The organism is Streptomyces sp. NPDC048462, assembly GCF_043200175.1.
Taxonomy (GTDB): domain Bacteria; phylum Actinomycetota; class Actinomycetes; order Streptomycetales; family Streptomycetaceae; genus Streptomyces.
On sequence record NZ_JBICXG010000006.1, the window covers coordinates 258,486 to 271,873 of the forward strand.

Annotated in this window: 12 protein-coding genes; 3 read left to right on the forward strand and 9 right to left on the reverse strand. The window is 73.6% G+C overall.

Annotation, left to right across the window (positions count from 1 at the left end):
- Positions 1-233: 233 nt before the first annotated feature.
- Together ACGFU6_RS14040 and ACGFU6_RS14045 are read right to left on the reverse strand one after the other, a co-directional pair.
- Complete coding sequence (locus tag ACGFU6_RS14040) at positions 234-1,076, reverse strand: methyltransferase domain-containing protein (RefSeq protein ID WP_393610691.1); 843 nt, start codon at positions 1,074-1,076, stop codon at positions 234-236.
- A complete protein-coding gene (locus ACGFU6_RS14045; protein ID WP_393610693.1) occupies positions 1,073-2,602 on the reverse strand; it encodes an adenylosuccinate lyase family protein in 1,530 nt (509 codons plus the stop codon). Before ACGFU6_RS14045 ends, ACGFU6_RS14040 begins: the two co-directional genes overlap by 4 nt.
- A 315-nt stretch (positions 2,603-2,917) precedes the next feature.
- Here ACGFU6_RS14045 and ACGFU6_RS14050 point away from each other — a divergent pair, with 315 nt between their 5' ends.
- A complete protein-coding gene (locus ACGFU6_RS14050) occupies positions 2,918-3,712 on the forward strand; it encodes a hypothetical protein (protein ID WP_393610695.1) in 795 nt (264 codons plus the stop codon).
- 25 nt (positions 3,713-3,737) lie between these two features.
- Here the strand turns inward: ACGFU6_RS14050 and ACGFU6_RS14055 are convergent, their stop codons facing one another.
- The 5 genes from ACGFU6_RS14055 to ACGFU6_RS14075 all read right to left on the reverse strand — a co-directional run bounded on the left by ACGFU6_RS14055 (position 3,738) and on the right by ACGFU6_RS14075 (position 9,549).
- The gene (locus tag ACGFU6_RS14055) at positions 3,738-4,406 is read right to left on the reverse strand and encodes a response regulator (RefSeq protein WP_393610696.1); all 669 of its coding nucleotides are present in this window, start codon (positions 4,404-4,406) and stop codon (positions 3,738-3,740) included.
- Complete coding sequence (locus ACGFU6_RS14060) at positions 4,403-5,698, reverse strand: sensor histidine kinase (RefSeq protein ID WP_393610698.1); 1,296 nt, start codon at positions 5,696-5,698, stop codon at positions 4,403-4,405. The genes ACGFU6_RS14055 and ACGFU6_RS14060 overlap by 4 nt, the downstream gene beginning before the upstream one ends.
- Entirely contained in the window at positions 5,691-6,872 is a 1,182-nt protein-coding gene (locus ACGFU6_RS14065) for an acyltransferase (protein ID WP_393610699.1), read from the reverse strand. The genes ACGFU6_RS14060 and ACGFU6_RS14065 overlap by 8 nt, the downstream gene beginning before the upstream one ends.
- Positions 6,865-7,821: an alpha/beta hydrolase gene (locus ACGFU6_RS14070; protein WP_393610701.1), complete on the reverse strand. Its 957-nt coding sequence runs from the start codon at positions 7,819-7,821 to the stop codon at positions 6,865-6,867. Before ACGFU6_RS14070 ends, ACGFU6_RS14065 begins: the two co-directional genes overlap by 8 nt.
- 249 nt (positions 7,822-8,070) lie before the next feature.
- Positions 8,071-9,549 carry a PLP-dependent aminotransferase family protein gene (locus ACGFU6_RS14075; protein ID WP_393610703.1) on the reverse strand — a complete coding sequence of 493 codons (1,479 nt, stop codon included), beginning with the start codon at positions 9,547-9,549 and terminating at the stop codon, positions 8,071-8,073.
- Between the two features lie 47 nt (positions 9,550-9,596).
- Between ACGFU6_RS14075 and ACGFU6_RS14080 the strand changes: the two genes are divergently transcribed.
- Entirely contained in the window at positions 9,597-10,106 is a 510-nt protein-coding gene (locus ACGFU6_RS14080) for a carboxymuconolactone decarboxylase family protein (RefSeq protein ID WP_393610705.1), read from the forward strand.
- Positions 10,107-10,158: 52 nt separating this feature from the next.
- Entirely contained in the window at positions 10,159-10,887 is a 729-nt protein-coding gene (locus tag ACGFU6_RS14085) for an isocitrate lyase/phosphoenolpyruvate mutase family protein (protein ID WP_393610707.1), read from the forward strand.
- 90 nt (positions 10,888-10,977) lie between these two features.
- On the opposite strand, the gene ACGFU6_RS14090 is transcribed toward ACGFU6_RS14085, so the two are convergent.
- Positions 10,978-11,967 (reverse strand): malate dehydrogenase, encoded by a 990-nt coding sequence (locus tag ACGFU6_RS14090; protein WP_024488992.1) that lies wholly within the window; start codon positions 11,965-11,967, stop codon positions 10,978-10,980.
- A 191-nt stretch (positions 11,968-12,158) separates the two neighbouring features.
- The gene (locus ACGFU6_RS14095) at positions 12,159-13,352 is read right to left on the reverse strand and encodes a helix-turn-helix domain-containing protein (protein WP_393610709.1); all 1,194 of its coding nucleotides are present in this window, start codon (positions 13,350-13,352) and stop codon (positions 12,159-12,161) included.
- Positions 13,353-13,388: the final 36 nt, after the last annotated feature.

Genomic DNA, 13,388 nt, shown 5'->3' on the forward strand with positions numbered 1-13,388 from the left:
GGGGGGGGGGGGGGGGGGGGGGGGGGGCGGCCGCGGGGGGGGGGGGGCGGGGGCCCCCCCCGCCCCGCCGCCCCCCCCCCCCCCCCCCCGCCCCCCCCCCCCCCCCCCCGCCCCCCCCCCCGCGGGGGGGGGCCCGGCCGGCCCCGCCGCGGGGGGGGGGGGGGGGGGGGGGGGGGGGGGCGGGGGGGGGGGGGCCCCCCCCCCCCCCCCCCGCCGCCGGTCACCGCCTGCGGTCAGGTTCCGGTCGGCTTTCGCAGGGCGAAGGCGTACCGGCCCAGGCTGAAGAAGTACTCTCCCGCCGCCGCCAGTTCACGCAGCTCGGCGGTCCAGGCCCGGGTCTGCTCCGCGCGGGCGCCCGGGTGTCCGTCGAGAAACGCCTCGATGAACCCGACCTGCCAGTAGCTGTACCTGCCCGGATTCAGCTCGCGGTCGACGAAGGTCAGCGTGGACAGCGGCTCCTCCTCGAATCCGGCCTCGCGCACCAGCGGTCCCAGCTGCTGGGGAAGGCGCGGATGGGCGACGTGGTCCTCCCAGAGTTCCAGGACGCGCCGCATCCGCCCCCGGTCGGACGAGCGCCACGCCAGCGTGTCCCAGTCGGTGTCCAGGATCACCGCACGGCCACCGGGGCGCAGGACCCGGAACAGCTCGTCCAGGGCCTGCCCGATGTCCTCCACGTACTCGTAGACCTGCACCGCGACCGCCGCGTCGAACGTCGCGTCCGGGAAGGGGATGCTCTCCGCCCGCCCGGTCCGCAGCTCGACGGTTCCCCGGCCGGAATCCGCAGCCGCCTCCGAGGCCGGGCCGCAGGACGCGGCGGAGTCGGCACAGCGCTTCCGGGCCAGGTCCAGCATGGATTCGCTGATGTCGATGCCGCAGATCCGGCCGGTGGGGCCGACATCACCGCGCAGCTCGGAGAGCAGGTAGCCGGGCCCGCACCCCACGTCCAGCACCCGGCTCCCCGGCCGGACGGCCAGCCGGCGGCGCAGATGCCGGCGCTGGGCGACCATGTCGGCGGTGTGCGCCTCCGTGTCGGCTTCCGTCGCGCGGTCCCCGTCGAAGCGCAGCAGCCCCGTCACGCGAGTGCGCCTTCCGGAACGGCCGTACCGGCGGGCCGGGTGGCGGTCAGCCACTCCCGCCCTCGGTCAACGGCGAGATCGGTCAGCTGCCGTGCTTCGCCCAGGTACAGGGCGGGGTCCAGCAGACCGTCCACGTCGGCGGCGGAGAGATGGGCGGTGACGGTGGGATCCGCCAGCAGGCAGTCCCGCAGCTGTTTGCCGTCGCTCTGGGCCCGCTGGCTCAGCTCGTACACGAGCGTGTGCGCGCTCTGCCGGCCGATCGGCGTGGCCAGGGCCAGCATGACCGCCTCCGTGCACAGGGACTCGGCGGCGGCCCGCGCGTTCGCGGCCATCCGCTCGCTGTCGACCTGAAGCCCGGAGAGCACTTCGTTCAGCGTGGCCAGCGCGGCCAGTGTGTAGTGCGAGACGTCGGCGACCGCGACCCACTCCATCCGCAGTCCGCGCGAGTCCCGTTCGTGTTCCTGCACCATGCTCTCGATCCCGAGTGCGGCGTTGGAGCGGGCGAGCCGGGCCAGCAGCACCACCTGGGCGGAGCGTTCCGGATTGCGCTTGTGCGGCATCGTGCTGCTGCCCACCCGGCCGTACTGCCACCCCTCGGACACCTCACCGACCTCCGGCCGCGACAGCACCCGTATCTCGTCGGCGACCCGCGCCAGCGTCCCCGCGAGCATGGCCAGCGCGGTCCCGAACTCGGCCACCCGGTCCCGGGCCGCGTGCCAGCCGACCACGGGCACGCCCAGCTCCAGGTCTCCGGCGAACAGGTCCAGCAGCTCGCGCCCCCGGCCGCCGAACCCGGCCATGGTGCCGACGCCACCGGAGAGCTGGGCCGTCAGAACCCTCGGCCGTAACTGCCCCAGCCGCTCCGCGTGCCGCAGCAGCTCGTCCAGCCAGCCGGCGGCCTTGAGCCCGAAGGTGATCGGCAGCGCCGGCTGCCCGTGCGTGCGCCCCGGCATCAGACTCTCCCGGTGCGCCGCGGCGAGGTCGGCCAGGACCGCCGCCATGGCCCGTACCCCGGCGTCCGTCTCCGTGAGCACCTCACGCATCTCCAGGGACTGCGCGGTGTCCTGGATGTCCTGGGTGGTGGCCCCGAGGTGCACCATCTCCCCCGCCGCGCCCTCGCACGCGGCCTCCAGTCCGCGCAGCAGCGGCACCAGCGAGTGGCCGGTGCGGCGGAATTCGGGTGCCAGGGCGGCGAGGTCCATGCGGCCCGGCTCGCACGCACGCGCCACCTGGGCCGCGGTGCCCGGGGCGACCATGCCCAGCCGTTCCTGGCACGACGCGAGGGTCACCTCGACCCGCAGCCAGCGTCGCAGCCGGCACTGATCGCAGAATATCCGCCGGCTCTCCGGCGTCGCGTAGCCCCCGCCGTGGAAGAGGGAGTCGGTGATGTGGGCGCGCCGGTGACCGCACGGCTCGGTCCGCCCGGCCGGTACCGGTGGTGCGGTGTCTCTGTTCTCCGGACAGTCACCCGGCAGTTCGTCGCCGCTGGACGTACCGGTCTCGACGTGCTGGTTGGAAACAGCCATGAATCCCTCATATCCCAGAGGTTGTCAGTGGGTGCCCGGCACCTGAGGACGCCGCAGGCATGTGCCGGACACGCCCTGCCTTTCCCGTCAGAACAGGTTCGGTGCCAGCATGCCCGTCCAGGCAGTGCGCCAAGGCATCTGATTCCGGCCTCTCCTCGCGCCGCACCGCTCTCGGCCCGATCCCGGGCGTACGTCACGCCGCGCGAACGCCTCCCCGCCTCACGGCAGCACCCGCAGGAGCCTTCCAGGGCTTGATGTGTACGCGCGGTTCTATAGTGGCCCGGGTCGACCGTTTCCATGGGGGGTCCGGAACACATGCAGTCCAGGAGATCACTGGTCGGCGTCCTGCTGTGCGCCGTCGCCGTGCTGTTGCTCGGCGCCTGCGGGACCCAGCGGGCCGGGGCAGGTGCGCCGACGGCGGGGGAAACGCCGCACTGGCAGACGTTCGCCCCGTTCCGCGTGACCGCCGCCCGGCTCGCCGACGGCGGGCGCGCGCTCAGCGTCGACGTGGAGGTACCCGGCAAAGGGAAGACCTGCGCGCGCGGACTGAAGGCGGTCGTGACCTCCACCTCGGAGCGCACCGTGTGGGTGCAGGTCACCTTCTCCGCCCTGACCGGCGACCCGCACGCCGACTGCTCGAAGACCGCACCCGGCACGGCGAAGGTGCGGCTGCCGTCCGCCCTCGGCCACCGCCAGCTGTCGGTGGACAACAACGCGACGTTCACCGCGGACGACGCCGACCTGCCCGACCTGCGCCTGTGCGGCGACCTCGGCTGCCACCCGGCGCCCACCGGCTGCACCCCCGCCTCCTACGACCAGGCGGTGGCGGCGCTCGACGTGCCGAACCACACCTCCCGCGGCGAGGAGCACTGCGACGGGAAGTGGCTGGTGTTCGACGTGTCCTCGCGCGTGGGCCCGGCCTGCGCCGAGGGCGAGGCGCCGGGCTGCGGCGCGAGCATCGGCGACCGGTGGTTCTTCCGGGCCGAGAAGACGGGATGGGTGCCACTCGCACGCGGCACGAAGGCGGGCTGCGTCGACGTGAACCGCGTCGAACCGGCCTTCCCGGCCGCCCTGTGCGCCGACCTGCCCGCCCTGAGGCGCTCGAACTGAGCACCCCGCCGGGCCTCCTGACCGCCTAACGGCCCGTCGGCCGCACCAGCCCCGTCTCGTACGCGTGCACCGCCGCCTGGGTCCGGTCGCGCAGGCCCAACTTGACCAGGATGCGGCTGACATGGGTCTTCACCGTCTGTTCCGCGACGACGAGCTTGCCCGCTATCTCGGCGTTGGACAGGCCCTGGGCGATCAGCGACAGGACCTCCGTCTCGCGCTCGGTGAGGTCGCCGAGGCGGTCCCTGCTCGGCGGACGCAGCGGGGCGCTGACCCGGGAGAACTCGGCGATGAGCCGTTTGGTGATGTTGGGGGCGAGCAGTGCGTCCCCGGCCGCCACCACCCTCACCGCCCGCGCGAGTTCGTCGGCCGAGGCGTCCTTGAGGAGGAACCCCGAGGCGCCCGAGCGCAGCGCCTCGTACACGTACTCGTCGAGGTCGAAGGTGGTCAGCACCAGTACCCTGACCGCCGAGCCGGGGGTCTGCGTGACGCGGCGGGTGGCCTCGATGCCGCCGAGACGAGGCATCCGGACGTCCATGAGGACGACATCGGGGGACAGTTGGGCGACCTTCTCGACGGCGTCCACGCCGTCCACGGCCTGTCCGACGACCTCGATGCCGGCTTCGGCGTTCAGCAGCACCGTGAATCCCTGCCGGACCATCACCTGGTCATCGGCGATCAGGACGCGAATGGTCATGAGGGGTCCTCCAGGGGAAGCGTCACCAGGACTTCGTAGCCCCCGCCGGGGGTCGGCCCGTGGATGAGGTCGCCGCCGAGCATCGCGGCACGTTCGTGCATGCCCAGCAGCCCGTGGCCGGGCCCGGTGAGGGCTGTGGCGGTGGTGGTGCGGGCGGCCGAGTTGGTCACGCGTACGGTGACGGCGGCCGCGTGATGGCCCACCTCCACCCGGGCGCGGGCCCCCGGCGCATGCCGCAGCACGTTGCTGAGCGCCTCCTGCACGATCCGGTACGCCGACAGGCCGACCCCCGGCGGCAGCGGGCGCGAGGTGCCCGTCGTGTGCGCCGACACCTCCACTCCCGTCGCCCGTACCCTGCCGACCAGTTCGTCCAGCAGGTCCAGGGTGGGTTGCGGGGCGTGCGGGGCGGCGTCCGCGCCGGAGTCCTCCGCGCGCAGTACGCCCAGCACCTGGCGCAGTTCCGTCAGCGCGTCCACGGCGTTGCCTCGGATGTCCGCCAGATTCGCCAGCAACTCGGGGGTGGGGTCCGCCACCAGGTGCCGGGCGACCTGCGCCTGGATCGAGATCACCGACATGTGGTGGGCGACCACGTCGTGGAGTTCGCGGGCGATGCGGTTGCGCTCCTCCAGCAGGGTGCGCCGGGCCCGTTCCTCCGCGGTCAGCTCCGACTGCTCGGCCAGTTCCGTACGGGACACCCGCAGCGTGCGCAGCGCCGTCCCGATCGCCGCGGCCGTCACGATGATCAGGGAGGCGCGGTCCAGGGCGTGCGCGTGGTTCCGGGTGGTGGCCTGGACCGCGAGCGCCGTCGCGAGGAGCGTGACCACGAGTGCGGTCACCGCCCGGCGCGGCGGGACCCGCAGCGCCAGGAGGAACAGCGCGCCGGACACGAGCGCGATCTCCGACGCCGTGGGGAACAGCTCACCCGCCCCCAGCACCGGCTCCGAGATCCGCACCCCGACACACATCAGCGCCAGCGACACCCACCAGGCGTGCAGCGGACGGAACAGGCCGGCGACCAGCGCCCCGGACTGACACACCACCAGCAGCGACGCGTACCCCGGGATGCCCGCGCCGGGCGGAACCAGGTCGTACACGTGGACCAGGGCGATCACCGCCGCGGCCAGGGAGAGCAGCATCGCCAGTACCGGCCGCCACACGGGCGCCCCGGGCGGGCCGTGGGCGGGCAGCGGGTCGACGGGCACCGCCCACAGGTCCTCGTACAGCGCACGCGGCAGTCCGCGCAGCCGACGCCAAGCCCCCGCCACCCCCGTCATGACCCTCAGCTTAGGCATGATGCGACTTTCGGGCCGGAACAGGGGAAGCGGCCGGGCTCCTGCGTACGATCCGTGAACGGCCGCCGCCCCGTGCCTCATAGGGGACGAACACGGCCACGAACACGGCCAGCGCCGCCACGAACACCGGCAGCCAGGCCAGCCGGGCCGCGACCCAGCCGGCGCCGTCGGGCAGGGTGTGCAGTCCGGGCAGCGGACCGTCCAGGTACAGCGCGGTCGACGTCACCGTGATCATCGCCGTCTGGTGCCACAGGAACACCGTCATCGCCGACAGGTTGAGCATCGCGACCGCCGCCCACACGGCCGGCCGCGCCAGCGCCCGACGCAGCGGCCCGAGCACCAGCAGCGCACCCCCGCACTGGGCGAGACCGAAGGTCACGACGGCCAGTGTCGGCGGATCCAGGTTGGAGAGCCGCCCGCCCGGCACCCCGACCATGGACGCCGGATATCCGGCGAACAGGACCAGCCCGGCCGTGGCCACCAGGCCACCGGCCAGCAGCACCCATCCATCGCGCCCGCCCCGCATCCCGCCCCGCGCCCACAGCGCCCCCAGGCAGTAGGGGACCAGCCAGCCCGCCACCACGTTGATCCAGCCCAGCCACTGCGGACCACCCAGCCCCAGCCGGAACAGATCCACATGCAGCACCACGGCCAGCGGCCACAGCGGATGCAGCCGTGCCACCAGCGGAGTGGCCGCTGTCAGCGCCGCGAAGACCAGCAGGAACCACAGCGGCGACCACACCAGCTTGCCCAGCGCCCGGACCGTACCCTCGTCCACCCCGCGCGCCAGCATCACCCCGGCCGCCGCGGCCCACACCGCCAGGAGCGCCAGGACCGGCCGGAACAGCCGGGCCCACCGCGCCCGGAGCCAACTCCCGTACGTCACACCCCTCGGCCGCGCCGAGGCGTACCCCTTCGCCGCGACCGCCCCGCCGACCATGAAGAACACCGCGAGCGTCTGGAACACCCAGGAGACCGGAGCGAGGGCGGGCAGGTAGTGCAGCGGGCTGTCCCCGTGGATCGTGCCGCTGTCGGCGACCAGCGCGGTCACCAGCCAGTGTCCGCCCACCACCCCGAGGATCGCGAACGCCCGCAGCGCGTCCAGGGCGCGGTCGCGGCCGACGGGTGTCGCCGCGTCGATACGGAGGACGGCACGGCGGACGGGGTCACGCATGGCCGGCCGCCGTCCCGGCGACGATCGCGGCCAGGCTGCGCAGCGACACCGAGCCCGGCCGCAGGTAGTCGCTGTGGCCCGCCGAGCCCGCGTCGAACACCTGGGCACCGAACCCCGGCGAGACGGGGTCCGTCCCGAACCCCACGGTGTGCGGTGGCAGTCCGGCCCTGACGTGCGGCACGTGCGCGATCCAGTCCTGGCTGCCCCGGCCGGCCCAGACGGTGGCCGCGGTGTGCAGGGCACCGGCGTCGGGCGCGCCGGTTCCGGGGCTGCCGTAGAGCACGATGTCCGCGACGTCGAGACGGGACGCGCCCCGGGCGCAGACCACGGAACCGTAGGAGTGGCAGAGGAGCGACACCCGCGCACCGGGCCACACCCTGTGCAACTCAGCTACGAGCGAGACCAGTTGGGGCACGCCGCGATCGGCTGCGGCTGTCGTCAGCGCCCGTGCGCTCAGCATGGACGGCGCCCGGTAGCCCAGCCACGCCACCACCGCGGACCGCGGGCCCAGGCTGCCGGCCAGGGCCTCGGCGTCCCGACCGAGCCGCCAGTAGTGGTCCAGGTCGACGCCCGCGCCCGGCACCAGGACCGCGATTCGGTGGGCCCCGGACAGCGCGCCGAAGACCTCGGCGCTGCGGCCGCCGTCGCGTCCGTCGAACGCCAGGAAACGGCGCCCCTTCCCGGCCATCGCCCGCAGCGAACCGGCCCGCCGCCGGTCACCGTGGTCTTCGGCCGCCCGCGACGCCGCACGGACGTCCGCACGGGTGGCGGCGTACCGCGCGTCCAGCGCCGCCGGGGAGTCCGGGACCAGCGGGATGAGCGCGGCGGGCACCGGCGCCGGCACAGCGGCGGGGCGCGCCGCCCCCGAGACCGGCAGTGCCACGGCCGCGGTCAGGAGCGCGACCGCCGGCGCACGCCGCAGGCCGCGACCGCGTGGGCTTGGCCTCATGAAAGGTCCTTCCGTACCGGGGTGTTGGCGAATCCGGTACGGAAGTTACGGGCCGCCCCGCCTCGTCGGCGTCCCTCTTGGGAGCGCTTCTGCGGGGTAGCTCCCAAGTACTACGGGTACGGGGCGTGGAGGGCACGGCGTGGCCGTGGCTACTGGGAGGGGGACGGGGGCGCCTCCTGCGGATGCGGAGGACCCGCTGATCGCTGCCGGGTCCCGGCCGGATCATCCGGAACGGGACCCGACGCCCTCTCAGCTGTCCACCACCGCCGAGAGTGCCCGCAACAACGCTTCCAGGGTCCCCGCCCACGCCGAGTCCGTCGGTGTGCCGTACCCCACCACAAGCCCCGCCCACCCCTCCGCCCGCGCGTCGGGATGACGGAACGCGCCAACGCCCTGAACGGCGAGGCCCAGCCAGTTGGCTGCCTGGATCACCGTGTGCTCATCAACGCCCGGAGGCAGGCGGAGCACCACGTGCAGACCTGCGGCGAGACCGGTCACCCCGATGCGCGGCGCCCGCTCGGCCAGGGCTGCCACCAGTTCGTCGCGGCGCCGCCGGTAGCCGAGCCGGCGTGCACGCACGTGCCGGTCGTACGCGCCGGAACGAATGAACTCGGCGAGGGTCAGTTGATCAAGAGCCCCGCAGGAGTCCGAGTACCCCTTCGCCGCGGCCACCTCCGCCACCAGCGATTCCGGCAGCACCATCCATCCGAGACGCAGCCCCGGAGCAAGGGACTTGCTGGCGGTGCCCAGGTAGACGACCCGCTCGGGGTCGAGCCCCTGCAACGCCCCGACCTGCCCCTTCCAGTATCGGACCGGTGACGTGCCGGCTTCCCGGGGGGTGGGGTCCACCGGCTGCCGGTCATAGCGGAACTCGCCGTCGTAGTCGTCCTCCAGGATGAGACCGCCGGTACTCCGGGCCCAGTCGACGGCCGCGGACCGCCGGTCGGGGTGGAGCGGCACCCCGGTCGGGAACTGGTGCGCCGGCGTCATCAGCAGGGCGCCCGCGCCCGGCATCCCGGACAGCTCCGCGGTCCGGCAGCCGAGTTCGTCCAGCGGCAGGCAGGGGATGCGCAGACCGGCCTCGGTGAGCAGGCGGGTGTGCACGTCGAGCCCGTACGACTCGACGGCCACTTCCCGCACGCGGCGCTGCCGCAGCACCTTCCCCATCGTCCTCAGTCCGTGGACGAAGCCCGAGCAGATGACGATGCGTTCGGGGTCCGCGTACACGCCGCGGGCCCGTGACAGATAGTCGGCGAGCACGGTGCGCAGCTCGACGCGACCGCGGGGATCGCCGTATCCGAACGCTTCGTTGGGCGCCGCGTTGAGTGCGCGGCGGGCGGCCTTGAGCCACTCGGCGCGCGGGAACGTCGACAGGTCGGGCGAGCCGGGCATCAGGCTGTGGGCGGGGCGGGTGCGGGGCGGCCGGGAGCGCGGCGCCGCGGTCGCCGCGCGGCGCGGCTCGACGCGCTGTGCGACCCGGGTGCCGGAGCCCTGCCGGGCGGTCAGCCAGCCCTCCGCGACCAGCTCCGCGTAGGCGTCCGCGACGGTGTTGCGGGCGATCCCGAGGTCGGCCGCCAGGGTGCGCGACGACGGCAGCCGGGTGCCGGGTGCGAGGCGCCCCGTCCGGGCCGCCTCGCGCAGGGCGTCCATGAGCCCGGCCCGCAGCCCGGTTGCGCCGTTCGGGTCAATGTGCAGGTCGGCACCGAAAGTGGCCCAGGGATCCGTCATGAGAATGGACCATACCGCTGCGCCACCCCCCGCGTAGCGTCGTATCCATGACCACGAACGAGCACAGCCACGCAACGTCCGAGTACACCACCGAGCACACGCCCCGGATGCAGTGGGCCGAGCACGCCCCCGACGTCTACAAGGCGATGGCCCGTCTGGAGGCCGCGTCCCGCAAGGGGCTCGACCCGGTCGTGGCCGAGCTGGTGAAGATCCGCTCCTCGCAGCTCAACCACTGCGCGTTCTGCCTCGACATGCACACCAAGGACGCGCTCGCGGCGGGCGAGTCCCTCCAGCGGATCGTGCAGCTCAGCGCGTGGGAGGAGTCGCAGCACTTCTACACGCCGAAGGAGATCGCGGCGATCGAGCTGACCGAGGCCATCACCGTCCTGACCGACGGTTTCGTGCCGGACGAGGTGTACGCGAAGGCCGCGACCCACTTCGACGATGCGGAGCTCGCCCACCTCATCGCCGCGATCATCACGATCAACGCCTGGAACCGGTTCGCCGTGTCCACCCGGATGGTCCCGGGTCACTACACCCCGGGCGACCACCGCTGACCGCGGTCTCCACCGCGCCCCTCCCCTCCCTCTGCCCTCAGGAGACACTGCGATGACCGCGTCCGCCCTCCGCGCTCTGCACCACGGCCGCACCCCCGGCGACCCCCTGGTCCTGCCCGGCCCCTGGGACGCCGCGAGCGCCCGCGTCTTCGAGGACAGCGGATTCCCGGCCCTGGCCACTCCGAGCGCGGGCGTCGCGGCGTCGCTCGGGTACGAGGACGGGGCCACGCCCGCCGCCGAGATGTTCGCGGCGGTGGCGCGGATCGCCCGCGCCGTCTCCGTACCCGTGTCGGCCGACATCGAGGCCGGATACGGGCTGGCGCCGAAGGAGCTGGTGGAGCGGCTGCTCAGCGCCGGGGCCGTCGGCTGCAACCTGGAGGACACGGTGGACGGCGTCCTCGTGGATGCCCGGTGGCAGGCGGACCGGCTGGCGGCGGTGCGGGCGGCCGCCGGGGACGAGCTGTTCGTCAACGCCCGGGTGGACACGTATGTCACCGGCGTCCCGGACGGCACGGACCAGGAGGCCGAGACCGTGCGCCGCGCGCTGGCGTACGCGGCGGCGGGCGCCGACGGCGTCTACCCGATCATGGCGCCGCCCGAGGCACTCCCCCGCCTGGCCGCCGCCGTGACCGTGCCGCTCAACGCGCTCTCCCGGCCGGACGGTCCCGGCCCGCGCCGGCTCGGGGAGCTGGGCGCCGCCCGAATCACGTTCGGCCCCGGCCTCCAGCGCCGGGCCATGGCCGCCGTACGCGGATTCGCGGACAAGCTGCGCAAGGCCTGAGCGCCGCGCCCGCGCTGCACGGAACACACAAACGCCCCCGGCGGTGCCGGGGGCGTTTGACGTACCGCGTACCCGCGAACGGGCGGTGGATCAGATGAGGCCGAGCTCGCGGACCGCGTCGCGCTCCTCGGTGAGCTCCTTCACCGACGCGTCGATGCGCGCACGGGAGAACTCGTTGATGTCCAGGCCCTGGACGATCTTGTACGTGCCGTTCTCCGTGGTGACCGGGAACGACGAGATGATGCCCTCGGGGACACCGTAGGAGCCGTCCGACGGGATACCCATGGAGGTCCAGTCGCCCGCGGCGGTGCCGTTGACCCAGGTGTGCACGTGGTCGATGGCGGCGTTCGCGGCGGAGGCGGCCGAGGACGCGCCACGGGCCTCGATGATCGCGGCGCCGCGCTTGGCGACGGTCGGGATGAAGGTGTCGCCCAGCCAGGCCTCGTCGTTGACGAGCTCGGCGGCGTTCTTGCCGGCGATCTCCGCGTGGAAGATGTCCGGGTACTGGGTGGCCGAGTGGTTGCCCCAGATCGTCAGCTTCTTGATGTCGGAGACGGCGGCACCGGTCTTGGCGGCCAGCTGCGAGATCGCGCGGTTGTGGTCGAGGCGGGTCATCGCGGTGAAGCGCTCGGCCGGTACGTCCGGGGCGGCGGCCTGCGCGATGAGCGCGTTGGTGTTGGCCGGGTTGCCGACGACGAGGACCTTGATGTCGTCCGCGGCGTTGTCGTTGATCGCCTTGCCCTGCGGCTTGAAGATGCCGCCGTTGGCGGAGAGCAGGTCGCCGCGCTCCATGCCCTTGGTGCGCGGGCGGGCGCCAACGAGGAGGGCGACGTTCGCGCCGGCGAAGCCGACGTTGGCGTCGTCGGTGATCTCGATGTTGCGCAGCAGCGGGAAGGCGCAGTCGTCGAGCTCCATCGCGGTGCCCTCGGCCGCCTTGAGCCCCTGCGGGATCTCCAGGAGACGCAGGTTGACCGGCACGTCCGGGCCGAGCAGGTGGCCGGAGGCGATGCGGAAGAGCAGCGCGTAGCCGATCTGGCCGGCTGCGCCGGTCACGGTGACATTCACGGGAGTGCGGGTCATGGCGATCTCCGTTAGACAGCTGGCGGTGGGGGCTCCTGGCCCCTGGTGCTGGACATCCCTGAATCTTGATGTGAAGAGATATCCAGCGATCAGGCTATCCGACCCGGAACCCCGTGGCCGCCCGGCCCCCTGTGGCACCGCACACAACCGGTCACCGCGCGCTCATCGCACCGCCCGGCCACGGGAGCGAACTACCCGGCCGCTTCGGCCGTGCACCCCTTCGTACCGGTGGTGAGGGTGGCGCACGCCTTGACGTCCGCGACCCGCTTCACGGCGACCATCGGGGTGTACGTGTCGACGGCGCCGGACACCGTGCCGTCCTGGCCGGCGCCGCCCGCGCTGATGCGCACGAGATCGCCGGTGGCCGCCTTGGTGATCCGGGCCCACGCGGCCCCGCAGGTCTCGCTGTAGCGCACCTCGACGACGCTTGCGCCGACGGTGGCGCTGGAGACCGTACGGACGTACTTGCCGCCGCAGCCCATGTCCTCGGGGTCCTGCCCGGCGCAGTCGGAGCCGTTGCAGCCGACCCCGGCGGGCAGTCGCGGCGCGCTGGTCGTGGGCGTCGGGGAGGGGGCGGCCGCCCTGTCGGCGTCGGAGTCGCCACCGGGGCCGGTCAGGAGCACGACTCCGGTCACCGCCAGCAGGACACCGAGCGCGGCCACGGCGATCACGAGCTGTTTACGGCGGCCACTGTCCCGGCCTCCGCCGCTGCCGCGGCTTCCGCCGTCCTGGCCTCCGCCGTACTGCTGTGCGGGCGGGTAGCCGGGCAGCGGCTCCGCGCCCATCGCGCCCATTGCCTGGCCCGGCCAGGCCAGCGGCTTCTGCGACCGGGGCTGTGGTTGCGACTGCGGCTGTGGTTGCGACTGCGGCTGTGGTTGCGACTGCGACTGGTGCTGAGGTTGTGGCTGCCGGGGAACGGGCGGAATGGTCCCGCGCTGGGCCGGTACGGACGGCGAGGGTCCCGCGCCGATCGCACCGGCCGCGCCCTCCGCCGTGCCGACGGCGCCGGAGGGGCGGCTCCTGCCATGGCCGCGCGAGGGCTGGTCGGTCTCACCGAGCGCCGCACGCGCCTGGATTATCCGCATGCCCTCCATCGTCATGTCGTGGCGCATCTCGGCCCGGCTCCAGGCCCGTTCCGTCAGCTCCCACATGGTGTTCAGGTGGTACTGGTTGGTGCCCGTCACCTCGGCCAGCGCGACGATCGCCCCTCTGGGGGCGAGCAGCCGCCCGTTCAGGTACCGCTCCCACGACGTCTTGCTGTACCCCGTGCGGTCGGCCAGCGCCGCGATGCTCAGGCCGCTGCGGTCGACGAGTCTGCGCAGCTGGCCCGCGAACTCCCTCACCTGTGGGTCGAGATCCTCCGGCAGCGCCTTCCAACGAGGCATTACTTCCCCCTACTTCCCATTCCCACTTCACGTCGT